This is a genomic window from Pseudomonas sp. H1h (genome assembly GCF_000633255.1).
Taxonomy (GTDB): domain Bacteria; phylum Pseudomonadota; class Gammaproteobacteria; order Pseudomonadales; family Pseudomonadaceae; genus Aquipseudomonas.
In genome coordinates this window covers 117,153-141,417 of record NZ_AYMJ01000031.1, presented here as the reverse complement: position 1 = coordinate 141,417, position 24,265 = coordinate 117,153, and the positions used below count along the sequence as shown (strand labels likewise).

Below are 24,265 nucleotides of genomic sequence, written 5' to 3'. Positions count from 1 at the left end.
TCATGGGCACCAGTAAATCTCTAACGTAGGTTGCAGAAACGCGCGAACCGGCATGGCCGCGACGTCGTCAGATGCCAGTGCGGCATTCAGGGTGGTCAGTTTCGATTGACCGGAAATCGACAGAATCCTGTGCTTCGCCGAAGCCAGCAGCGCGCGGCTCATGGTCAAGCGCTGACGCGGCACACTTGGCGCCAGCATCGGCCAGCAGCGACGGGTACCGTCCGCCTGTAGCGCTTCAGTCAGGTTCGGGCTGTCCGGGAACAGCGACGCGGTATGCCCGTCATCGCCCATGCCCAGCACCAGCACATCGATCGGCGGCAGTTCGGCGAGCAAGCGGTCGGCTTGTTCAGCAGCCTGCTCGACGTTGGCCGCCGCGCTGTAAAGGCTGAGGAACTGCGCTTTGGCGGCCGGCCCCTTGAGCAGATACTGCTTGAGCAGACCGGCGTTGCTGTCGGCGTGCTCGACCGGCACCCAGCGCTCGTCGGCGAGGGTCACGACGACCTTCGACCAGTCCAGCTCCTGCTTGGCCAGGTGCTGGAAAAACGCTACCGGGCTGCGACCGCCGGACACCACCAGCACCGCGTTGCCGCGAGCGCCGATGGCTTCATTCAGTTGCTTGGCCACGTTCAGCGCCAGACCTTCGGCCAACAGCGCCGGGTTCTTGAACTGGTGGGCGTGCACGCCCGCAGGCAGTTTCACATCAGATATCGCCATACCACGACCTCCCGTCCCGCGTGATCAGTGCAATCGAGCTCATCGGCCCCCACGACCCGGCCGCATACGGCTTGGGCGCGTCACCGGATTTTTTCCACCCGGCGATCAACTGGTCACACCACTTCCACGCGGCTTCGATTTCATCTTTACGGACAAACAGGTTCTGATTGCCGTTCATCACTTCCAGCAACAACCGCTCGTAGGCGTCGGGGATCCGCGCACTGCGCCAGGTGTCGGAGAAATTCAGTTGCAGCGGACCGCTGCGCAGTTGCATGCCCTTGTCCAGGCCCTGTTCCTTGGTCATCACGCGCAAGGAAATGCCTTCGTCCGGTTGCAGACGGATGATCAATTTGTTGCTGATCTGCAGGCGTTGTTCCGGCGCGAAGATGTAGTGCGACGGTTCCTTGAAGTGGATGACAATCTGCGACAGTTTCTGCGGCATGCGCTTGCCGGTACGCAAGTAAAACGGCACGCCGGCCCAGCGCCAGTTGCGGATATCGGCACGCAGGGCAACAAAGGTTTCGGTGTCGCTCTGGGTGTTGGAGTTCGGTTCTTCCAGGTAGCCCGGGACGGACTTGCCTTCGCTGTGACCGGCAATGTACTGACCGCGAACCACTTGCGTGGTCAGGCCTTCCGGGCTGATCGGCGCCAGGGCCTTGAGCACTTTCACCTTCTCGTCACGGATACTGTCGGCGGACAGGTCGGCCGGCGGGTCCATGGCGATCAGGCACAGCAGCTGCAGCAGGTGGTTCTGGATCATGTCGCGCAGTTGGCCGGCCTTGTCGAAATAGCCCCAACGGCCTTCGATGCCGACCTTCTCGGCCACGGTGATTTCCACGTGGGAGATGTAATTCTGGTTCCACTGGGTTTCGAACAGACTGTTGGCGAAACGCAGGGCGATCAGGTTCTGGACGGTCTCTTTGCCCAGGTAGTGGTCAATGCGGTAGGTGCGGTTCTCCGGGAAGAACTGCGCCACGGCGTCGTTCACTTTGCGCGAAGATTCCAGATCGGAGCCGATCGGCTTTTCCAGCACCACGCGTGTGTTTTCTGCCAGACCGACTTTCGCCAGGTTCTCGCAGATCGCGCCGTACACCGCCGCCGGGGTGGCGAAGTAGGCAATCATGCGTTGGGCGCTGCCTGCCAGTTCGGCCAGCGCCACGTAATCTTCAGCCTTGAGGAAGTCGACGTGCAGGTAGCTCAGGCGCGCCAGAAAGCGCTCGGCCACGGCCTCGTCCAGCTCTTTGCCGACGTAACGGCGCAATTCGGCGGCGATGAACGCCAGGTGCTGCTGCTCGGTGCCGTCTTCACGGGCCAGCGCGATGATGCGCGTGTCCTCATGCAGCAGGTCGGCGCCATCAAGGTGATAAAGGGCAGGAAACAGCTTGCGCAGGGCCAGATCGCCGAGAGCGCCGAACAAGGCAAAGGTGCACGGTTCAACCGTAATCGAAGGCATGATGTTTGTTCTTTTATCAAGTTAAGCTACAAATACCTTTTTTCAAGGCATCACTCAAGGGAAAATGTAGTAATAACCACAACATTTTCGCAAAATACAGATTCCGAGTGGTGGTCGGTCGGAGCCATCAGTAGGATAGGCCACCGTCACGGGCCACATCAAAGGCCCAATTTGCATAGCCCGGCGCACCTTTGCGCAGGTGAATTAGGAATTCCATATGGACCGCGTGCGAAATTTACTGGAACAGATCCAGAGTCGCCTTGAAGAGCTGAACAAGGCCGAACGCAAAGTCGCCGAGGTGATCCTGCTCAACCCGCAGCAGGCCACCCGCTTCAGCATCGCCGCCCTCGCCCAGGCGGCGTCGGTGAGCGAGCCGACGGTCAACCGTTTCTGCCGTTCGTTCGGTGTCAGCGGCTACCCTGAACTCAAGCTGCAACTGGCGCAGAGCCTGGCCAGTGGCGCGGCGTATGTCAGCCGTGCGGTCGAGGCCGATGACAATCCCGAGGCGTACACGCAGAAGATTTTCGGCAGCGCCATCGCCTCGCTGGACAGCGCTTGCCAGGCGCTGGACCCGAACCTGATCAGCCGCGCCGTCGACCTGTTGATTCAGGCCCGGCAGATCCACTTCTTCGGCCTCGGCGCTTCGGCGCCGGTGGCGCTGGATGCGCAGCACAAATTCTTCCGTTTCAATCTGGCGGTCACCGCGCATGCCGATGTGCTGATGCAGCGAATGATTGCGTCGGTGGCGCACACCGGCGAACTGTTCGTGATCATTTCCTACACCGGGCGTACGCGTGAACTGGTGGAAGTGGCGCGCATTGCTCGGGAGAACGGGGCTTCGGTGCTGGGTCTGACGGCGGAGAATTCGCCACTGGCCAAGGCGAGTACCTTGAGCCTGAATATTCCGCTGCCGGAAGACACCGACATTTATATGCCGATGACGTCACGGATCATTCAGTTGACCGTGCTTGATGTGCTGGCGACCGGGATGACCTTGCGTCGTGGCGTGGATTTCCAGCCGCATCTGCGCAAGATCAAAGAGAGTTTGAATGCCAGCCGGTATCCGGTGGGTGACGAGTTCAACTGATCCAGAATCTCGGCTGATTGATCCGGCCTCTTCGCGAGCAAGCCCGCTCCCACACTCGACTGTATTTCTCCAGATGGAATGCAGTCACCTGTGGGAGCGGGCTTGCTCGCGAAGGGGTCAGCCGACTCACCGCAAATCTAGGCCGCCGCCCACGCCTGCAAGCTCAAATGCGCCTTCTCTCTCGGCGCCAGATGCAGGCTGTCCGTCCCGCCCGCCGCCGCCTCGACACAGACAAACTCCCACACTCGACTGTATTTCAGTCACCTGTGGGAGCGGGCTTGCTCGCGAAGGCGTCAGCCGACTCACCGCAAATCTAGGCCGCCGCCCACGCCTGCAAGCTCAAATGCGCCTTCTCTCCCGGCGCCAGATGCAGGCTGTCCGTCCCGCCCGCCGCCGCTTCGACACAGACAAACTCGCTCACCTCATCCCAGCTCACACCCAGCAACGGCCGCGAACCCGGATGCCAGACCACCGTGTCGGCGCTGTCGCCCGTATCAATGCACAGCTCGCGCTGCCAGGCGTGATCTTTCAACTGCAATTCGCCGTCATGCTGGAACACCCGCTGACAACCGCCATCGACGCGCAATTCGCCTTCCTGCTGGCAAGACTGGCGGCTCAACTGGTCATATCCTTGCGCGCCTTCGAGCCCAGACAGCGCTATCTCACCGACATCGCCAATACGCCAGTAAGCATGCAAAGCCTGGCTCAACTGGCACGGCATGTCGTCCTGATGCTCGGTGCTCAGGCGCAAGTCCATGCGTTCGCCCAGGTGGGCGTGCAGGTCTGCCTGCCAGTCGCACAACTGCAACTGCCAATGCAGGCGCACGCCATCGTCGGCACTGCTGCTGTCGATCAGTTTCCAGTCGAGCAGCCGCGCCCAGCCATGGGACGGCCAGGCGTTTTCGCTCGGATGACGGCCATACCACGGCCAGCACACCGGCACGCCACCGCGAATGGCACCGACATGCGGCCACTTCGCCGCACACCACAACCACGGTTTCTGTCCGCGTGGCTGAAAGTGCAGCAATTGCGCGCCCTGACGACTGAACACCGCCTGGCACAGCGGATGATCAATCACCAGCACATCGCGCATCTGATAGCGCTCCCAGGCGAACACCGGTTGTTCACGCAGGGATTTGAAGAAGCGTTGCAGCGGATGCTCATGCATTGGCCACGGTCCTGAACTCGTCTTTCACAGGGGGGCGCCTGTCCCCAAAAAAAAGCGGACAGCCTTGGCCGTCCGCAAATATGCGCACATAGAGAGGAGCTTATCGCAGACGCGTTAGAACACCGACTGAATTTTCAGGCCAGCGACCAAAGCGTTGTCCACCGCATCAACACCGCCCGGATGGGTGATGTATTGCAGGTTAGGACGCACCGTCAGCCAGTTGGTGACGTGGAAGCCGTAGTTGATCTCGTAGTTGTATTCAGTATCACGAATTGGCGAGAACACCGGATTGTCGTAGTCCGAAACACCGTTGGAAGCATTCAGCAGCTCGGCGTTTTTCTTCACATCATCGTTGACGTGGATACGCGCCGCACCGATGCCAACGTCATCCTTCGGACGAGCGTCGAACGGGCCTTTGTAGACAAACATCAGCGACTGGTAGTTGTCGATGAAGTTGGTGTCCTTGTCGTGGAAGGTCGCGTTGGCGGCAATGTTCAGACCGCGAGTCGCATCACCGTTGTGGCTGGTGAGTTGCTGTTGCGCGACGAACCAGTAACCGTGCTTGCTGTTGTGTACGCGGTAGGCATCACCGGTGGTCGCAGCGTCGTTGCCGTTGGCGTCTTCACGCACGTCATTGGCGTCAGCGGTGCTCTTGTAGTAACCGACACGGTATTCGCCCGGCAGGCTGTTGACCTTAGGCGACCAGACCAGCTCGACCGGCAACACAGTACCGGCGGTGCCGCTGCCGCTGAGTTTGAAACCGTTGCCGTGTTCCAGTTGCGACGGGTTCTGGTTGTACGCGCCGATTTGTGCGTAGAGCTCGTCGTTGATGTTGTACTTCACGCGGATCGCGGCCTGGCTGACAGGCCAGTTGTACCAGATGTTGGTCGCCCAGTTACCCACTTGCGAGCCGCAGAACGCCAGGTTCTGGAATTCGCACGGGAAGGTATTGAAGTCTTCGCCTTCGCCGAAGTAACCGGCCTTCACGTCGAGCTTGTTGTCGAAGAACTGGTGCTGAATCCACAACTGGGTCAGACGCACCATGTGGCCACGACCGTAGACTTCCTGCGACGACGACAAGGTGCCGGCACGCGGATCGCCAACACGGTCGTTGGAGATGTTTTGACCGTTACGGTTGGTCAGCTGGATCTTGGCCTGAGTGTTGTCCCAGCCCCAGAGTTTTTGCAGGTCCAGTGCCACGCCCAGACCGAACTGGTCGCTGTAGCGGCCGGTCTTGTCGTCGTTATAGCCGCCATGCAGGTTGGCGCCCATTTCCCCGACGTAATCAGCTTTGATGTCGATACCTTGCTCGATCAGCTTGGTACGCTCGCCACCCCAGTCGCCAGTCATCCATTTCGAATCGGAACTGAATGCATCGGCAGCCATTGCATTGCCGGCCAGCACCAATGCCGCCGCAGCTGACACTTGGCAGATCAACCGGGCATTGACGTGTTTCTTTTTCATCCCTACATCCTCGTCTTTATTGTTATTAACTGTTTTTTTCCAACGTGGTTTACATAAAAGTGCGGTGAACGACAGGCCGAACACCACTTTTCCCCTGTGGGAGCGGGCTTGCTCGCGAAGGCGTCATGTCAGTCGACATATGTATTGCCTGGCACTCCGCTTTCGCGAGCAAGCCTGCTCCCACCTTGTTCTTCAGCGGCCCTTGAATTGCGCCACGTTCGCCGACCGCGCTTCGGTTTGCGCCTGGCCCGCAACGCCCAGACGCTCGCCAGTCTTGGCATCAAACAACAACACTTTCGACGGATCGAACTGCAGTGTCAGGGTCTCGCCCACCTGCGGTGCCACGTCCGGTGCCAGACGGCAGCAGACCTTGGTTTCATTCAGGTTGACGAACACCAGGGTGTCCGGACCGGTCGGCTCGGTGACCTGCACCTCGGCCTTGATGCTCGGCAGGCCATTGCCCTCGCCATTCGCCAGGACGATCTGCTCCGGGCGCAGGCCGAGGATCACTTCGCGATCTTCCAGCCCGGCGTCCTGCATGCTCATCGGCAACTCGCAACGCGCCTGGCCGCTGTCGAGCAGCGCCAGCAGGCGACCGTCCTTGCGTTGCAGGCGCAGCGGGATGAAGTTCATCGGCGGCGAACCGATGAAGCTCGCCACGAACAGGTTGGCCGGGTCGTTGTAGATTTCTTTCGGTGTACCGAATTGCTGAATGATCCCGTCCTTCATCACCGCCACTTTGTCGCCCAGGGTCATCGCTTCGATCTGGTCGTGGGTCACGTAAACGGTGGTGGTTTTCAGACGCTGGTGCATCAGCTTCATTTCGGTGCGCATCTCGACGCGCAGCTTGGCGTCGAGGTTGGACAGCGGTTCGTCGAACAGGTAGATCTTCGGCCGCCGCGCCAGCGCACGGCCCATCGCCACACGCTGTTGCTGACCACCGGAGAGCTGGCCCGGCTTGCGGTTGAGCAGGTGTTCGATCTGCAGCAGCTTGGCCACGCGCGCGACTTCTTCGTCGATCGCCGACTGCGGCATCTTGCGGATCTTCAGACCGAACTCGATGTTCTCGCGCACGCTCATGGTCGGGTACAGCGCGTAGGACTGGAACACCATGGCGATGTCGCGATCCTTCGGGCTCATGCCGCTGACGTCCTGATCGCCGATCATGATCGCGCCGCCAGTGATGGTTTCGAGGCCGGCGATGCAGTTCATCAGGGTCGACTTGCCGCAGCCCGACGGACCGACCAGGATCAGGAACTCACCGTCCTTGATCGACAGTTCGATGTTCTTCAGGGTGTCCGGCAGGCCGGCACCGTAGGTCTTGTTTACGTTGCGAAGTTCGAGCGTTGCCATGATTACCCCTTGACTGCGCCGGCCGTCAGCCCGCGCACGAAATACTTGCCTGCGACCACATAGACCAGCAGGGTCGGCAGCCCGGCGATCATCGCCGCTGCCATATCAACGTTGTATTCCTTGGCGCCGGTGCTGGTGTTGACCAGGTTGTTCAGCGCGACCGTAATCGGCTGCGAATCACCGCTGGAGAACACCACACCAAACAGGAAGTCGTTCCAGATCTGGGTGAACTGCCAGATCAGGCAGACCATGATGATCGGGGTCGACATCGGCAGAATGATGCGGCGGAAAATCGTGAAGAAACCCGCGCCATCCAGACGTGCAGCTTTGACCAGTGCATCAGGAATGCTCACGTAGTAGTTACGGAAGAACAGCGTAGTAAACGCCAGACCGTAAACCACGTGGACAAACACCAGGCCAGTGGTGGTGCTTGCCAGGCCCATCTTGCCGAGGGTAAACGACGCCGGCAGCAACACGGTCTGGAATGGCAGGAAGCAGCCGAACAACAGCAGACCGAAGAACAACTGCGAACCACGGAAGCGCCAGAACGACAGCACGTAACCGTTCAACGCACCGATGGCGGTGGAGATGATGACCGCAGGAACGGTGATCTTGATCGAGTTCCAGAAGTAACCGTCGACCGTGGCCCAGGCCTTGACCCAGCCGATGCCGCTGACCACGGTCGGCCAGCTCAGCAGGTTGCCGGTGCTGATGTCTTCCGGGGTCTTGAAGCTTGTCAGCAGCATCACCACCAGCGGGATCAGGTACAGCAATACCGCGAGGATCAGCACCGCGTAGATCGCCACGCGGCTCAGGCTGAAGGCAGGTTTGGCAGCGAGACTAGTCATTGCGCTTGGTCCTCAGCTCGGAATACAGGTAAGGCACGATGATCGCGAGGATCGCACCGAGCATCAGAATTGCACTGGCCGAGCCCATGCCCATCTGACCGCGACTGAAGGTAAAGGAATACATGAACATCGCTGGCAGGTCGGAGGAATAACCCGGACCACCGGCGGTCATCGCCGCGACCAGGTCGAAGCTCTTGATCGCGATGTGCGCCAGGATCATTACCGCACTGAAGAACACCGGACGCAGGCTTGGCAGCACCACTTTCCAGTAGATGGTCGGCATGCTCGCGCCATCGATCTGCGCCGCACGGATGATCGATTGATCAACGCCACGCAGGCCGGCAAGGAACATCGCCATGATGAAGCCCGAGGCTTGCCACACAGCGGCGATCACCAGGCAATAGACCACGCGATCAGGGTCGATCAGCCAGTCGAGACGGAAACCTTCCCAGCCCCAGTCACGCAATAATTTGTCCAGGCCCATGCCCGGGTTGAGCAGCCATTTCCACGCGGTACCGGTGACGATCATCGAGAGCGCCATCGGGTACAGGTAAATGGTGCGGATAAAGCCTTCGCGACGGATGCGCTGGTCGAGGAACACCGCCAGCAGCACGCCGATCACCAGGGTGATGCCGATGAACATGCCACCGAACACCGCGAGGTTCTTGCTCGCCACCCACCAGCGGTCGTTGTCGAACAGCCGTGCGTATTGCGCCAGCCCCGCCCACTTGTAGTTCGGCAGGAAGGTCGAGGTGGTGAACGACAGCACGAACGTCCACAGGATGTAGCCATAGAAGCCCACCAGCACGATGAACATGCTCGGCGCCAGCACCAGTTTCGGTAGCCAGCGCTGCAGCGCATCGAACGGCGAGGCCTTGCTGAACACAGCAACAGAACTCATGGGAAAATCCAGTACAGGGAATAAAACTACGGTGAGTTCCCTTGTGGGAGCGGGCTTGCTCGCGAAATCGGTGTGTCAGTCGACGGATGGAGCAACTGACACGACGCCTTCGCGAGCAAGCCCGCTCCCACAGGGAGGGGCCTGCGCTACTGACGGTTACTTGGCTGACTGCACCGCTGCGCCGAGTTTCTTCGCAGCATCGGCCGGGTCGGCTTTCGGGTCGTTGATGTAGTTGGTCACGACATCAAAGAACGCGCCCTGCACGGCCAGCGTGGTCGCCATGTTGTGCGCCATGCTTGGCTGCAGGCCGCCGGACTTGGCGTCCGCCAGGAAGTCCTTGGCAGCGGTCTGGGCGCAGGAATCGAAGCCGAGCTTGTCCATGTTGTTCAACATGTCGTTGCGAACCGGGATCGAGCCTTTGTTGATGCTGAAGACTTTCTGGAAGTTTTCACCCAGCACCACTTTGGCGATGTCCTGCTGACCGGCCGCGGTGCCCGCGTCCTTCTGCTTGAACACAGCAAGGGAGTCGATGTTGTAGGTGAACGCCTTATCGGTGCCCGGGAACGCTATGCACTCGTAGTCCTTGCCGGCGACTTTCTTGGCGGCGGTCCATTCGGACTTGGCCCAGTCACCCATGATCTGCATGCCGGCCTTGCCGTTGATGACTTTCGCCGCTTCCAGGTTCCAGTCCTGGCCTTTGCCGTCCTGGTCCATGTAGGTTGCGACTTTCTTCAGTTCGGTCAGGGCCTTGACCATTTCCGGGCCGGTCAGCGCCTTGTTGTCCAGATCGACCAGGGCTTTCTTGTAGCCATCAACTCCCATGACCGAGAGCACCACGGCTTCGAACACGGTGCTGTCCTGCCAGGGTTGACCGCCGTGGGCCAGCGGGATGAAGCCCGCAGCCTTGAGCTTGTCGCCGGCGGCGTAGAATTCTTCGAGGGTGGTCGGGTTCTTGGTGATACCGGCTTTCTTGAAGACTTCCGGGTTGATCCACAGCCAGTTCACGCGGTGAATGTTCACCGGCACGGCCACGTAATCACCGTCGTACTTCACGGTATCGGAGACTTTCTTGTCGAGCAGGCTGTCCCACTTTTCCGACTTGGCGACGTCTTTCAGCACGTCGGTGTCGAGCAGACCGGTGGACGCCCATTCCTGGATGTCCGGGCCTTTGATCTGGGCGACGCCTGGCGGGTTACCGGCCACGGCGCGGCTTTTCAGCACAGTCATGGCAGTTGCACCGCCACCGCCGGCGACAGCGCCGTCTTTCCAGGTGAAACCGTCTTTTTCGACTTGGGCCTTGAGCACATCAACGGCGGCTTTTTCGCCCCCGGACGTCCACCAGTGCACGACTTCGACCGAACCTTTGGATTCGGCAGCGGAAACACTGAGAGGCAGAATTGCGAGCGGGAACAGGGAGGCGACAGAAATGACAGTAGCGAGGCGAGAAATCGCATTCATCTGAGATGTACCTTTCTTGTTGTTATGCATGCAAGTCTGGTGCTTGCGCTGCACAGGAGTTTAAACAGGGCGATTCCCTTCGCAGGTAACGAAGGGACGCGCAAATGTCACCACATGGTTACACATGCCGGTGCAGGACAGCGCTCTGGGACGACTGCGCCAGCGCAGTGGCCATACTGGGTGACAAGGGTAGACGAGGAATCAGCACCGCCTGCCACGCGTGGTAGAGATCGGGTTTGCCCGCCCAGATATCGGCGCTTGGCATGTTTTGCGGGTTGAGTTCGTGGTGCCAGCTGCCGTCGCAACGGTCGATGAAATGGCTTTCGCAGAATTCCCAGAACAGCCGGTACCAGGTTTCGTATTGCGCATCGCCGGTGCGCTTGAGCAAGGCACTTGCAGCGGCGCTGGCCTCGGCATGTGTCCAGTGCAGGCGATGGCGCACCACGGCTTTGTTGTCCCAGTCCAGGGTGTAGACGATCCCCGGTGCGCCATCGACGTCCCAGCCGTGGCGGCAGTTCTGCTCGAAGAGTTTCTGCGCATCGGTTGCAAGCCAACCGGGGGTGAGCATGCCGGCCTGGACCCGCGCCGCTTCAAGGTGCAGCAACAGCCGCGCCCACTCGAAACCGTGGCCCGGCGTGGTGCCGTAAGGACGGAAGCCGTCGGCCGGATTGTCGTGGTTGTACTCGCGCAGCGGTTGCCAGTCACGGTCGAAGTGTTCGATGACCATGAATCCGTTGGCAGCGGCGTGACCGTGAATCACCCGTTCGACGATGCGTTGCGCGCGCACCAGCCAGCGTGGATCTTCAGTGACGTCCGCCAGCGCAAGGAACGCTTCGGTGGCGTGCATGTTGCTGTTGGCGCCGCGATAGGCTTCTTCTTCGCGCCAGTCGCGGTTGAAGAATTCGCGCATGGCGCCCTCTTCTTCGCACCAGAAATAAGTGTCGATGATGTCGATGGCGTCATCCAGCAACGCTTGCGCCCCGGGACGTTGCGCGACCACCGCAGAGCTGGCTGCCAACGCCACGAAGGCATGCAGATAAGCATTCTTGCCGGTGTTGCCATCGCGGTGTTCGGCGACCGCAAACCAGCCGCCATGCAGCGCATCACGCAACGGGCCGCGCAGGGCCGCGATGCCGTGATCGACCAGTTCGGCGAACCCCGGCAGCCCCTGAATATGGGCCATGGCGAAGCTGTGGGTCATGCGCGCGGTGTTCATGGTTTCGGCGTGCGCGTGCGCAGGCAAACGGCCGCGCTCGTCGAGGTTGCCGAAACCTTCGGGCAGTCTGGAGTTCCTGGCGAATGCCAGCAGGCGCAGACCTTCGTCGGCGAGCCATTGCTGGTGGGCAGGGGCGTTCAGCCAACTGCTGAAGCCTGGGTGAAAAAGATCCATGGGTGGCCTTTTTTGTTGTTATGACTGCGGGGAGTCTAAACAACGGGCCGGGGTGGTCATGTAACGAAGGGGGCGGGTTTTGTCACCAGTCCGTGACATTTATGGTGTATCGGCTGGCGCCTTCGCGAGCAGGCTCGCTCCCACATTGACCGCGTTCCTCCAGATGGAGCGCCATCACCTGTGGGCGCAGGCTTGCTCCCACATTCGATCGCATTCCTCCAGATGGAACACAATCACCCGTGGGAGCGAGCCTGCTCGCGAAGAACGATAACGCGGTCTGACTAATCAACACTGCGCGGCAACTGCAACGTCACCCTCAACCCACCCTCACGCAGATTCTGCAGCGTCACCTCGCCGCCATGACTGTGAGCGATGTTGCGTGCAATCCCCAACCCCAGACCATACCCCTGCTGCTGCCCCGCCAAGCGAAAGTGCGGCTCGAACACCTGCTCCAGTCGTTGCTCCGGCACACCCGGGCCTTCATCGTCGACGTGCAGGACAAACGCGCGCTCGTCGTCGTCGATGTGCAGATGAGCGTTCTGCCCGTATTTCAACGCGTTGTCGATCAGGTTGCCGATGCAACGCTTCAACGCCAAAGGCTTGCCCGGATACGCCGCCAGCGCCTTGCCTTGCTGGGTCACGCGGCCATTGCCGTTGGGTGCCAGATACGGCTCCACCAGACAGTCGAGCACATGGTTCAGGTCCACCGGCTCGATGTTCTCGTGGATGTCGGTGTCTTTCACGCACTGCAGCGCACCTTTGACCAGCAACTCAAGCTCATCCAGATCGCGGCCGAACTTGGCTTGCAGTTGCTCATCCTCCAGCAGTTCGACGCGCAAGCGCAGGCGGGTGATCGGCGTGCGCAGATCATGGGAAATCGCACTGAACAACTGGCTGCGTTCGGTCAGGTAACGGCTGATGCGCTCGCGCATGGTGTTGAAGGCACGGCCCACTTCCACCACTTCACTGCCGCCGCCCTCGGCCACCGGCTCGACATCGGCCCCCAGCGACAGATCCCGCGCCGCTCGCGCCAGACGCTTGAGCGGTCGGCTCTGCCAGTGCACCAGCAGACCGATGAACAACAGCAAAAAGCCGCTGGTGAGGACGATGAACCACACCTGCTGCGCCGGCAGGCCTTGTTCTTCAAGACTGGTGTAGGGCTCAGGCAACAGCGACGCGATGTACAGCCATTCTCCCGGCGCCATCTGGATCTGCGTGACCAGTACCGGCGGATTCACCGGCTCCAGGGTCAGCGCGTAATGGGCCCAGGAGCGCGGCAGTTCGTCGAGTTTCAGCCCGGCGTTGAAGATCCGCAGATCCTCGGGGCTGACGAAACTGACCGAGATGTCGGTGTCATGGCCGAGCGACTGGCGCAGCACTTCGTCCACTGCTTGCATCACAGCGGCCTTGCGCGGTGTGACGGGCAGCACGTCCATGCCCAGTGGTTTGTCGTTGAGCGTCACCACGAAACGGGTGCCGCCCATGCTGCGCAACTGGTCGAGCACCAGCGGGCGGTACGCCACCGGCAGCGAACGGAAATAACTGACGCTGGCGGTCATCGAATGAGCGAGGCTGCGGGCGCTGGTGACCAGGCCTTCGAGCTGGGTCGCGCGCAGTTGCGAAACCCAGATCACGCTCGACAGCGTCTGCGCAAACAGCACCGCCAACAAGGTCAGCAGCAGCATTCGTCCGAGCAGCGAACGCGGTACCGGCACCCTGCTGGCGAGCCGACGCAGGGACTCAGTGACCATTGCCGGCAACCACATTGGCTGCCAGTTGGTAGCCACTGCCGCGCACGGTGCGGATCAGGCGTGGCGGTTTTTCCGTGTCGCGCAGGCGCTGGCGCAAGCGGCTGACCGCCATGTCGACGATGCGATCCAGCGGCATCAGGTCACGGCCACGGGTGGCGTTGCCGATGGTGTCGCGGTCGAGGATTTCCTGCGGGTGATCGAGAAACAGTTTGAGCAAGGCGAAGTCGGCGCCGGAGAGAATCACTTCCTCGCCGTCGGTGTGAAACAGCCGATGGCTGACCATGTCCAGCCGCCACTCGTCGAAGGCCAGCACCTCACTGCCGCTGCGCTCCTGACCGAACTGCGCACGACGCAGCAACGCCTTGATCCGCGCCTGCAGTTCGCGGGGGCTGAAAGGTTTGCCGAGGTAATCGTCAGCGCCGAGCTCCAGACCGATCACCCGGTCGGCCTCGTCGGAACTGGCGGTGAGCATGATGATCGGCACCTGCGCCTGACGCGGATGCTGGCGCACCCAGCGGCACAGGCTGAAGCCGTCCTCGTCGGGAAGCATCACATCGAGGATCACCAGATCGCTGGGCGCCTCGTTGAGTGCCTGGCGGAAACTGGCGCCATCGGCCGTGGCCCGTACCTGAAACCCGGCACGGGTAAGGTAGGTTTCCAGCAACTCGCGTATTTCCTGGTCGTCATCGACCAACAATATCGACTTGTTGACTGAGCTCACTTCGAAGGCATCCTTGTTGTTGGAATTGGGGCGGATTATGCCTTAAGCATCGAACTTGCAAACACCACAGAACCACTGTGGGAGCGGGCTTGCTCGCGAAAGCGCTGTGTCAGTCACCTTGAATGTCTCTGATACACCGCATTCGCGAGCAAGCCCGCTCCCACAATTTTGATCGTGTTTCAGGCAGGGATTGATTGTTCCAGCGCCACACCGGCACCGACAAGCCCGGAATACGGCGCCGTCACCAGCCACACCGGAATGCCCTTGAAGTAATCACTCATGCAGCCCTTGTCAGCGAAGCTGCGGGCAAAACCGCTTTCGAGGAAGAAGTCGGCAAAGCGTGGAATCACCCCGCCAACGATGTACACCCCGCCACGCCCACCAGTGGTCAGCACGTTGTTGCCAGCCACGCGGCCAAGCCAGCAGCAGAACTGCTCCAGCACTTCCAGCGCAATCGGGTCACCAGCGAGGCCCGCTGCGGTGATCGATTCTGGAGTGTCGAGTTTGGGTTCATGACCATCCACCGCACAGATCGCCCGGTAAACCCGTGGCAATCCACCTCCGCTCAACGCGGTTTCCGCGCTGACGTGGCCGATTTCGTTGTGGATGTGCTGCCAGAGTTGGGTTTCTCGCGGACTGCTCAGCGGCAGATCGACGTGGCCGCCCTCCCCCGGCAATGCGGCAAACCTGCCTTCGCCCAGATCGAGCAACGTGCCGACGCCCAGGCCAGTGCCCGGGCCGATCACCACCGCCGGACGCAATGGCTCCGGCGTGCCTTCGCAGACCACACGAAATTCGCCGGGCTGCAAGCGGGTCATGCCCAGCGCCATCGCCGAGAAGTCGTTGATCAGCAGCAGTTGCTCGACCTGCAAGGTCTTGCAGAACGCCGTGCGGCTCAGGCGCCAGTGATTGTTGGTGAACTTGAATTCATCACCACTCACCGGCCCCGCCACCGACAGGCACACCGAACCGATCGACCCCGGCGCCAGACCGAGGCCGCTCAGGTACAGGCTGATCGCCTCTTCCGGGCTGGCGTGGTCGGCCGTGGCCAGCACTTGAACCGATTCCAGTTGCTGGTTTTTCCACAACGCGAACCGCGCGTTGGTGCCTCCGATATCACCGACCAAAGCCAGTTTCAATTAAGCGTCTCCAGGGCAGAAGTGAAGGCGCTGGCGCCCTGCTCCGCCGAGCTGAAGGCCAAACGCATGAAGCCAAACAGTTCGCGACCGCTGCCGATGTTGTTGCCCAACAGGCCTTTGGCGGGTTCGCGCGCTGCAAATTCGGCGGCGTCGACCTTGAGTTCCAAAGTGCCTTTGACGCCATCGACGCGGATGATATCGCCCTCTTGCACCCGCGCCAAAGCGCCGCCGACATAAGCTTCAGGGCTGACGTGAATCGCCGCCGGGATTTTCCCCGACGCGCCGGACATGCGCCCGTCGGTGACCAGCGCGACTTTGAAGCCGCGATCCTGCAGCACGCCGAGGAACGGCGTCATCTTGTGCAGCTCGGGCATGCCGTTGGAACGCGGGCCCTGGAAGCGCATCACCGCAACGAAATCCTTCTCCAGCAAACCAGCCTTGAACGCATCGGCCAGATCCTGCTGATCCTGGAACACCATGGCCGGTGCTTCGACAATCTGGTTTTCCAGCGCAACGGCAGAGACTTTCATCACGCCACGTCCGAGATTGCCTTCCATCACCCGCAGACCACCCTCGGCCGAGAACGCTCGGGCGACCGGACGCAGGATATTTTCGTCGAGGCTTTCGATCGGGCCTTCGCGCCACACCAGCTCACCGTTATCGAGGAACGGTTCTTTGGTGTAACGGCTCAGGCCATGGCCGAGCACGGTGTTGACGTCTTCGTGCAGCAGGCCCGCTTCGAGCAGTTCGCGGATCAGGAACGACATGCCGCCCGCCGCCTGGAAGTGGTTGATGTCGGCCTTGCCGTTCGGGTAGACGTGGCTCAGGGTCGGCACGACTTCGGACAGGTCGGCCATGTCCTGCCAGGTCAATTGAATGCCCGCCGCCATGGCGATGGCCGGCATGTGCAGGGTGTGGTTGGTCGAACCGCCGGTGGCGTGCAACGCAACGATCGAGTTGACCAGCGCCTTCTCGTCGACGATTTCGCCGATCGGCATGAAATTGCCGTTCTGCTTGGTCAGGCGCGTGACCTGATGCGCGGCTTCGCGGGTCAGGGCCTCACGCAGCGGGGTGTTCGGGTTGACGAAAGACGCGCCCGGCAAGTGCAGGCCCATGACTTCCATCAGCAACTGGTTGGTGTTGGCGGTGCCGTAGAAGGTGCAGGTGCCCGGGCTGTGGTAGGACTTCATTTCCGATTCCAGCAGCTCTTCGCGGGTCGCCTTGCCTTCGGCGTACTTCTGCCGCACGTCGGCTTTTTCCTTGTTGGAAATCCCCGAGACCATTGGCCCGCCCGGGACGAAAATCGTCGGCAGATGACCGAAGCGCAGCGAGCCCATCATCAGGCCCGGCACGATCTTGTCGCAGATGCCGAGCATCAGCGCACCGTCGAACATGTTGTGCGACAGCGCCACCGCCGTGGACATGGCGATCACTTCACGGCTTGGCAGGCTCAGCTCCATGCCCGGCTCGCCCTGGGTCACGCCATCGCACATCGCTGGCGTACCACCAGCGAACTGGCCGACCGAGCCGATTTCGCGCAGGGCGTTCTTGATCTGTTCAGGGAACACTTCGTACGGCTGGTGCGCCGAAAGCATGTCGTTATAGGAAGAAACAATGGCGATGTTCGCCGAGTTCATCATCCGCAGGCTGTGCTTGTCTTCGCTGCCACACCCGGCCACGCCGTGGGCGAAGTTGGCGCATTGCAGCTTGCCGCGCATCGGCCCGTCAGTGGCGGCGCCGCGAATCAGTGCAAGGTAAGCCTGACGCGTGGCGCGGCTGCGGGCGATAAGCCGTTCGGTGACCTCAAGAACGCGGGGATGCATGTGTAGAACTCCAGGCTAACGGATGTGGCGACCTGATTGTCTATGCTGATCAAACGCCGTTGTTGTTGGAATGACAGACGGCTTTTTTGACCATTCGGACCAGTTGATTCAGGTCACTCGTTGTAGATAAAACAAAATATTGCCACTAAAAAGGCTTGTTTTCTATTTTTATGCGAATAATCTTGTAATTCCAACAACAAAACGACGGCGGCGCTGTTCAATGACTCTTCGAATCGCAATCAATGGTTTTGGCCGCATCGGCCGTAATGTCCTGCGCGCACTGTATACCCAAGGCTATCGACAGGATTTGCAGATCGTCGCCATCAACGACCTGGGCGACAGCGCCATCAACGCCCATCTGCTCAAATACGACACCGTTCACGGCACATTCGACGCCGAAGTGGCCCATGACAACGAAAGCCTGACGGTCAATGGCGACCGCATTTCGGTCAGCGCCATCCGCAACCCGGCCGAACTGCCATGGGCTGCGGAAAAGATTGATGTGGTGTTCGAATGCACCGGTCTGTTTACCGACCGCGCCAAGGCGGCCGCGCATATTACTGCCGGCGCGCGCAAAGTCATCATCTCGGCACCGGCCAAAGGCGCGGACGCCACCGTCGTTTATGGTGTAAACCACGACATTCTGCGCCAGTCGCACCAGATCATCTCCAACGCTTCGTGCACCACCAACTGCCTGGCGCCCGTGGCGCAGGTGCTGCATCGCGAGCTGGGAATCGAAAGCGGTCTGATGACCACCATTCACGCCTACACCAACGACCAGAACCTGACCGACGTCTACCACACCGACCCTTACCGCGCGCGTTCGGCCACGCAGAACATGATCCCGAGCAAGACCGGTGCCGCCGAAGCAGTGGGCCTGGTGCTGCCGGAACTGGCCGGCAAATTGACCGGCATGGCCGTGCGGGTGCCGGTGATCAATGTGTCGCTGGTCGACCTGACCGTGCAGCTCAAGCGTGAAGCCTCGGCCGACGAAGTCAACGCGCTGCTGAAGGCTGCCAGCCAGCACTCGAAAATTTTGGGTTACAACACGTTGCCGCTGGTTTCCAGCGACTTCAATCACAACCCGCTGTCGTCGATCTTCGACGCCAACCACACCAAAGCCAGCGGCAAACTGCTGAAAGTGCTGGCCTGGTACGACAACGAATGGGGCTTCTCCAACCGCATGCTGGATAACTGCCTGGCGCTGTGCAACGCGGAGTAATCCCCAATCCCAATGTGGGAGCGAGCCTGCTCGCGAATGCGGTAGGTCAGTCAATACATTTGTTGCCTGACACGACGCTTTCGCGAGCAAGCCCGCTCCCACAGGTTTTTGATTTCAATCTGAAATCAACACTTGACCATTCGACTAGATGATAAGCATTATCATTCGCTAGAAATGGATCAGGTTACCCCGTGAGTCAATCGCGCTTCAACCACGTCTTCCTCTCTCAGCGCACGTCCCTGCTGCGCACGATCGAGCGGATGGTCAACAACCACAGCACCGCCGAAGACCTGCTGCAGGAAACCTACCTGCGCGTCACGCGGGCGCTGAGCGAACGCGCCATCGATCACCTTGAACCCTTTGTGTTCCAGACCGCGCGCAACCTGGCGCTGGATCACTTGCGTGCGCGCAAGATCCGTTCGCGCACCATGGTCGATGACGTGCCGCAGGACGTGGTGCACAGCATCGCCGCCCCCACCAGCAGCGCCGAAGACGCCGCCCACGCCGAACAATTGCTGGAGCGCCTGAACGTGAGCCTCAGTCAACTCAGCCCACGCCAGCAGCAGATTTTCATCCTCAGCCGCCTGCACGGGCACAGCTACCAGGAAATCGCCGACGAACTGAACGTGTCGCTCAGTACCGTGCAGAAGGAACTCAAACTGATCATGTCGATCTGCATCGGTGTCGCCGAACGGCATGACGGCAGCGGCAAGCTGTGAGCTTCGAGCGGCAAGCCAAAGACTGGAAGTCTCGACGCGGGAACGAGCTTTAGCTTGCAGCTTGTAGCGTGAAACTTGAAACTGCTTTGCAAAAGCTCGAGGACCCACCGTGACGGACACCCACCGCTCGCTTTCGCCCGACACGGCGCAGGATACCGCCAGTGCAATGGACCAGGCTCTGGACTGGCTCATCGTGCTTGGCAGTCCGGACGATGAGCAGACCCGGCAGTTTCACGCGTGGCTGGCGGCCGATCCGTTGAATGCCGAGGCGTTCGCCAAGGCGCAGGCGATCTGGGATGGCCCGCAAGTGGTGCAATGTGCGCAGAATCTCGCCGCAAAGCCTGCGAAAGTAACCTTGCTCAAACGTCTGCGCCCGCACTGGAAGCCGCTGGCGACCGCCGCCGTATTGATCCTCGGCCTGTTCAGTTTCAGCAATCTGCCGATGCGCATTCAGGCCGATCACCTGACCGTGGTCGGCGAGCGCCAACGCCTGCAACTGGAAGACGGCTCCAAGGTGTTGCTCAACACCAACTCGGCATTCTCCAGCACCATCAATGAACGCCAGCGCGTCGCACGGTTGTTTCAGGGCGAAGCGTTTTTCGAGATTGCCGCCAACCGGGCTCAACCGCTGGAAATCGACGCTGGCCCGGTACAGGCCAGCGTGCGCGACACTGCGTTCGCCGTGCGTTATCTGGACGGCGTGGCGCAGGTCAACGTGCAACGCGGCGATGTCGATCTGCGCGCCACGCACAACGATGCGCGGGTGCGTTTGACCGCCGGGGAGAGCATCCGCATCGGCCCCAACGGTTTCGATCGTCCGGTCAAACTCGATACCGCCACGGATCTGGCCTGGGTACAAGGTCGGTTGATCTTCGAGAACTGCCCGCTCGACAAGGTGCTGGCCGAACTGCGCCGCTACTACCCGGGCTGGATCATCAACACCAACGAGCAGTTGGCCGACGTCAACGTCACCGGCAACTACCGCCTCGACCAGCCGCTGGACGTAGTGCGCTCCCTCGCCCACATCACATCGGCGCGCTTGCAGGAATTCCCCGCACTGGTGATTCTGAACTAAATGAGAATTATTTTTACTCGATAGCCGAATCCCGTTCGTCTCGTTATAGCCAATGCAATTGATTCGCATCTTCTGACGTGAATCAGCACCTATAAAGATTCGTGCGACACGGAGCGCTATCGATGTCCTCTCGCCTTACCCGCCAGACTGCTTCCCCTTCCCGCGTATTGTCGTTGCTGACGGCCGCCATTCTGATGGCCGGCACCGCACCGCTGATGGCTGCCACCGAACAGCCGGCGCGCAGCATGGGCAATTATTCGTTCTCTATCGGCCAGCAGCCGCTGGCGTCAGCGCTTAATGCCTTCACCGCCGTGACTGGCTGGCAGATCGGCTTGCCAGCAGAACTGGGTCAGGGCGTGTCGTCGCCGGGTGTGCGCGGTTCGCTGCCGCCGGAAAAAGCCCTGGAGCGCCTGTTGGTGGGGACCAACCTGAGCGTCCGCAAGCTGAGCAACAACAACGTGGTGCTGGAAAAGCGCAACAACAGCGGCACACTCAATCTGGATCAAGTGACCATCAGCGCCACCCGTCAGGAACAGTCGGTCAACAGCGTGCCGGCCACCGTCACCGTGCAGACCCGCGAGGATCTGGATCGCAACAACGTCAACACCATCAAGGATCTGGTGCGTTACGAGCCAGGTGTTTCGGTGGGTGGTGCCGGTCAACGTGCCGGCCTGACCGGCTACAACATCCGTGGTATCGACGGTGACCGCGTCCTGACCCAAGTCGACGGCGTGCAAGTGCCGGACAGCTTCTTCAATGGCCCTTACGCACAGACCAACCGCAATTACGTCGACCCAGAAATCGTCAAACGCGTCGAAATTCTCCGTGGCCCGGCGTCGGTGCTGTACGGCAGCAGTGCAATTGGCGGCGCAGTCAGCTACTACACCCTCGACCCGGACGACATCATCAAGCCTGGCCAGGACGTCGGCGCACGTCTGAAAACCGGTTACAGCTCGGCCGACGACAGCTGGCTGACCTCCGGCACCGTTGCCGGCCGCACCGGCGACTTCGATGGTTTACTGCACCTGAGCCAGCGCAACGGTCATGAAACCGAGTCCTACGGCGAAAGCGGTGGCACCGGCCTGAACCGCACAGAGGCCAATCCGGAAGATGTGCGCACCACCAACGTGCTGGCCAAACTCGGCTGGAACTACGCTGACGACGCGCGCTTCGGCCTGACCTACGAACACTACAAAGACGATCGCGACACCAACCAGTTGAGCGCCGTCGGTGGCCCGTTCAACGCTGGGCGCGGGTTTGGTTTCTACAAGGCGCGCACCGGCAACGACACCGTCACGCGCGAGCGTTTTGGCTTGGAGCACCGCTTCTCACTGGACACAGCGCTGGCCGACAACATCAAGTGGTCGCTCAACTACCAGATCGCCAAGACCGACCAGAACACCCAGGAGATTTACGCACCGTCGCGTACCGTGCTGCGCAACCGCGACACAAATTACAAAGATCGCCAGTGGGTATTCGATGCACAGGCTGACAAATCGTTTGCCATCGCCGACACCGATCACATCGTGACTTACGGCACGACCATCAAGCAGGACAAAGTCACCGGACTGCGCACCGGCAACGGCACCTGCCTGACCGTCAGCGGCGCCTGCCGCGTGATCGGTGCGCCAAGCGCCGCCGACACCCTGAAACCGGCCAGCGACTTCCCGGACCCAACCATCAACAATTACAGCCTGTTCGCTCAGGATCAGATCAGCTGGGGGAACTGGACGTTCCTGCCGGGTGCACGTTACGACTACACCGAACTCAAGCCGCACATCACCGATGAGTTCCTCGCGACTGCCGACCAAAGCGGTAACGGTCAGATCAGCGACAAGAAGAAAACCTGGCATCGTCTGTCGCCGAAGTTCGGCACGACCTACAGCTTTAACGATAACTACACCTGGTACGGTCAGTACGCCGAAGGCTTCCGCACGCCAACCGCCAAGGCCTTGTACGGTCGATTTGAAAACCTCGCAGGCGGCTACCAGGTCGCACCGAACCCGAACCTTGAACCGGAAAAAAGCAAAAGCTATGAAACCGGGCTGCGTGGTCAATTTGAAGCGGGGACGTTCGACGTCGCGGTGTTCTACAACAAGTACCGTGACTTCATCGATGAGAACGCCATCACCCCCGGTTACACCGAGACCACGTTCCAGAGCAACAACATCAAACACGCCACCATCAAAGGTGTTGAGCTCAAAGGTCGCCTGAACCTCGACACCTTTGGCGCGCCGACCGGCCTCTACACCCAAGGCTCGATGGCGTACTTGTATGGCCGCAACGACGACAGCGGTCAGCCACTGAACAGCGTCAATCCGCTGACCGGCGTGTTCGGTCTCGGTTATGACCAGGACAAATACGGTGCGCTGCTGAGCTGGACGCTGGTCAAGCGCAAGGATCGTGTCGACAGCACCATGTTCAAGACACCGGACGGCACCAGCACCCAGTTCAAGACACCGGGATATGGTGTGCTCGACCTGGCCGGTTTCTACAAAGTCACCGACGACGTGACCGTCAATGCCGGCCTCTACAACCTGACAGACAAAAAGTACTGGCAATGGGATGACGTGCGCGGTTACGACAGCGTCGGCGAAGCCTCGGTGACGCAACCGGCCAACCTCGATCGCCTGACCCAACCGGGCCGCAATTTCGCGATCAATCTGGTCTGGGACATCTGATCCGGACGGCCCTGCGACGCGCGCATTGATCAGCGTGTCGCGGGGCTTTTTTTACTGTCCGGCACTTGCCCGTTCGTCTCGTTATCAAGCGCCTCTTTTATCAAGGACATCTCATGACCACTTCGGAAAAAGCCCTGCGTTCACAACGCCTGAACCAGATCACCCACGAGCCGCACAGCAAGCTCGACGCACTGGTCAAGGCCCACGCGCCGTTCGAAACCCGTGCCAGTTTTGCGCGCTTCGTCGTCGCGCAATATCTGTTCCAATCGGAGCTGGTTGATCTCTACAACAACGCCGAACTGACCGCCATCGTCCCTGACCTGCCGGCCCGTTGCCGTGCTGAAGCGGCCAAGGCTGACCTGGCGGATCTGCACACCGACATCCCGGCACCGGTGGCCGGTGCGCTGAAAAACCCGAGCAAGGCCCGTGCCTTGGGCTGGATCTTCGTCTCCGAGGGTTCCAAACTCGGCGCAGCGTTCCTGATCAAACGTGCCGTGGCGCTGGAGCTGAGCGAAACCTTCGGTGCGCGGCACCTGGGCGAGCCCGAGGGCGGTCGTGCCGAAGGCTGGAAAAGCTTCGTGCGCACCCTCGACTCGCTGCAATTCACGGCCGAAGAGGAAGCCGAAGTCGAGCAAGGGGCGCTGGATGCATTCAACCGCTTCACCGTGCTGCTGGAACAGGCTTACGCCACCGAAGCCGAACTTGCCTGAAGCAACATGTATCCATTGTGGGAGCGAGCCTGCTCGCGAAGACGGCAGCACATTCAACATCTATGTGACTGATCCACCGCCTTCGCGAGCAGGCTCGCTCCCACATGGGAACTGCAACAACCTGTAAGATCCCGATTCCGCTTCAGAAGCCACCGCTGAACCCATGCCGCAACCAGCCTCCTCCAAACTCGCCCGTCTGCTGTTCGGCCTCCTGGCCTACGTCAGCCTCGGCATCGGCCTGATTGCCATCGTCGTGCCCGGTCTGCCGACCACCGAGTTCATCCTGCTCGCCGCCTGGGCCGCGACCCGCAGCTCGCCACGCCTGAGTGCCTGGCTGGAAAACCATCGGCTGTTCGGGCCGATCCTGAGCAACTGGCGCAACGGCAAGATCATCGCGCGCAAGGCCAAGGTCAGCGCCACAGTCAGCATGTTGCTGTGCGCGACGTTGATGCTGGTGATGCTCGATCACGGCTGGCCAGTGTACCTGGCGATTGCCGGCATGACCCTGGGCAATCTGTGGATCTGGTCGCGCCCGGAAGCCTTGCCGCCCCCTTCCTGAACACCATCAGCCATTCATCAGGCTGAAAC

Annotated in this window: 20 protein-coding genes and 1 pseudogene; 7 read left to right on the top strand and 14 right to left on the bottom strand. The window is 60.6% G+C overall.

The window, feature by feature from the left end:
* Window positions 1–714: a 6-phosphogluconolactonase gene (pgl, locus tag U862_RS0124540; RefSeq protein WP_025112830.1), complete on the bottom strand. Its 714-nt coding sequence runs from the start codon at window positions 712–714 to the stop codon at window positions 1–3.
* Entirely contained in the window at window positions 701–2,167 is a 1,467-nt protein-coding gene (zwf, locus tag U862_RS0124535; RefSeq protein WP_025112829.1) for a glucose-6-phosphate dehydrogenase, read from the bottom strand. The genes pgl and zwf overlap by 14 nt, the downstream gene beginning before the upstream one ends.
* A gap of 226 nt (window positions 2,168–2,393) precedes the next feature.
* Here zwf and U862_RS0124530 point away from each other — a divergent pair, with 226 nt between their 5' ends.
* Window positions 2,394–3,254 (top strand): MurR/RpiR family transcriptional regulator, encoded by an 861-nt coding sequence (locus U862_RS0124530; RefSeq protein ID WP_169842436.1) that lies wholly within the window; start codon window positions 2,394–2,396, stop codon window positions 3,252–3,254.
* A 137-nt stretch (window positions 3,255–3,391) separates the two neighbouring features.
* Here U862_RS0124530 and U862_RS31260 read toward each other — a convergent pair.
* The 12 genes and pseudogenes from U862_RS31260 to edd form a co-directional block, all read right to left on the bottom strand.
* Window positions 3,392–3,493, bottom strand: a pseudogene (locus tag U862_RS31260) (D-hexose-6-phosphate mutarotase); the annotation flags it as partial.
* Window positions 3,494–3,567: 74 nt separating this feature from the next.
* Window positions 3,568–4,422 carry a D-hexose-6-phosphate mutarotase gene (locus U862_RS0124525; RefSeq protein ID WP_025112828.1) on the bottom strand — a complete coding sequence of 285 codons (855 nt, stop codon included), beginning with the start codon at window positions 4,420–4,422 and terminating at the stop codon, window positions 3,568–3,570.
* A 114-nt stretch (window positions 4,423–4,536) separates the two neighbouring features.
* Complete coding sequence (locus tag U862_RS0124520) at window positions 4,537–5,886, bottom strand: carbohydrate porin (RefSeq protein ID WP_025112827.1); 1,350 nt, start codon at window positions 5,884–5,886, stop codon at window positions 4,537–4,539.
* A gap of 192 nt (window positions 5,887–6,078) precedes the next feature.
* Complete coding sequence (locus tag U862_RS0124515; protein ID WP_025112826.1) at window positions 6,079–7,239, bottom strand: ABC transporter ATP-binding protein; 1,161 nt, start codon at window positions 7,237–7,239, stop codon at window positions 6,079–6,081.
* Window positions 7,240–7,241: 2 nt separating this feature from the next.
* Window positions 7,242–8,087 (bottom strand): carbohydrate ABC transporter permease, encoded by an 846-nt coding sequence (locus U862_RS0124510; protein WP_025112825.1) that lies wholly within the window; start codon window positions 8,085–8,087, stop codon window positions 7,242–7,244.
* Window positions 8,080–8,988, bottom strand: a complete 909-nt coding sequence (locus U862_RS0124505; protein ID WP_007917874.1) for a carbohydrate ABC transporter permease — start codon at window positions 8,986–8,988, stop codon at window positions 8,080–8,082. Before U862_RS0124505 ends, U862_RS0124510 begins: the two co-directional genes overlap by 8 nt.
* A 156-nt stretch (window positions 8,989–9,144) precedes the next feature.
* Window positions 9,145–10,446, bottom strand: coding sequence for an ABC transporter substrate-binding protein (locus U862_RS0124500; RefSeq protein WP_025112824.1), 1,302 nt, complete (start codon window positions 10,444–10,446; stop codon window positions 9,145–9,147).
* 118 nt (window positions 10,447–10,564) lie between these two features.
* Window positions 10,565–11,836 carry an AGE family epimerase/isomerase gene (locus U862_RS0124495; RefSeq protein WP_025112823.1) on the bottom strand — a complete coding sequence of 424 codons (1,272 nt, stop codon included), beginning with the start codon at window positions 11,834–11,836 and terminating at the stop codon, window positions 10,565–10,567.
* Window positions 11,837–12,117: 281 nt separating this feature from the next.
* A complete protein-coding gene (locus U862_RS0124490) occupies window positions 12,118–13,587 on the bottom strand; it encodes an ATP-binding protein (protein ID WP_025112822.1) in 1,470 nt (489 codons plus the stop codon).
* On the bottom strand, window positions 13,577–14,308 hold the full coding sequence (locus tag U862_RS0124485; protein ID WP_025112821.1) for a response regulator: 732 nt from the start codon (window positions 14,306–14,308) through the stop codon (window positions 13,577–13,579). The genes U862_RS0124490 and U862_RS0124485 overlap by 11 nt, the downstream gene beginning before the upstream one ends.
* Window positions 14,309–14,487: 179 nt before the next feature.
* A complete protein-coding gene (locus U862_RS0124480) occupies window positions 14,488–15,447 on the bottom strand; it encodes a glucokinase (RefSeq protein WP_025112820.1) in 960 nt (319 codons plus the stop codon).
* A complete protein-coding gene (gene edd / locus U862_RS0124475) occupies window positions 15,444–17,270 on the bottom strand; it encodes a phosphogluconate dehydratase (protein WP_025112819.1) in 1,827 nt (608 codons plus the stop codon). Before edd ends, U862_RS0124480 begins: the two co-directional genes overlap by 4 nt.
* Window positions 17,271–17,490: 220 nt before the next feature.
* Between edd and gap the strand changes: the two genes are divergently transcribed.
* From gap to U862_RS0124445, 6 genes are all read left to right on the top strand, one after another.
* Window positions 17,491–18,492, top strand: a complete 1,002-nt coding sequence (gap, locus tag U862_RS0124470; RefSeq protein ID WP_025112818.1) for a type I glyceraldehyde-3-phosphate dehydrogenase — start codon at window positions 17,491–17,493, stop codon at window positions 18,490–18,492.
* A 191-nt stretch (window positions 18,493–18,683) separates the two neighbouring features.
* A complete protein-coding gene (locus tag U862_RS0124465) occupies window positions 18,684–19,211 on the top strand; it encodes an RNA polymerase sigma factor (RefSeq protein ID WP_025112817.1) in 528 nt (175 codons plus the stop codon).
* Between the two features lie 109 nt (window positions 19,212–19,320).
* Window positions 19,321–20,286 carry a FecR domain-containing protein gene (locus U862_RS0124460; protein WP_025112816.1) on the top strand — a complete coding sequence of 322 codons (966 nt, stop codon included), beginning with the start codon at window positions 19,321–19,323 and terminating at the stop codon, window positions 20,284–20,286.
* Window positions 20,287–20,408: 122 nt separating this feature from the next.
* Window positions 20,409–22,967, top strand: a complete 2,559-nt coding sequence (locus U862_RS0124455) for a TonB-dependent receptor (protein ID WP_025112815.1) — start codon at window positions 20,409–20,411, stop codon at window positions 22,965–22,967.
* Between the two features lie 113 nt (window positions 22,968–23,080).
* Window positions 23,081–23,677: a biliverdin-producing heme oxygenase gene (locus U862_RS0124450; protein WP_025112814.1), complete on the top strand. Its 597-nt coding sequence runs from the start codon at window positions 23,081–23,083 to the stop codon at window positions 23,675–23,677.
* A gap of 163 nt (window positions 23,678–23,840) precedes the next feature.
* Complete coding sequence (locus U862_RS0124445) at window positions 23,841–24,236, top strand: YbaN family protein (RefSeq protein ID WP_025112813.1); 396 nt, start codon at window positions 23,841–23,843, stop codon at window positions 24,234–24,236.
* The last annotated feature ends 29 nt before the right edge of the window (window positions 24,237–24,265 follow it).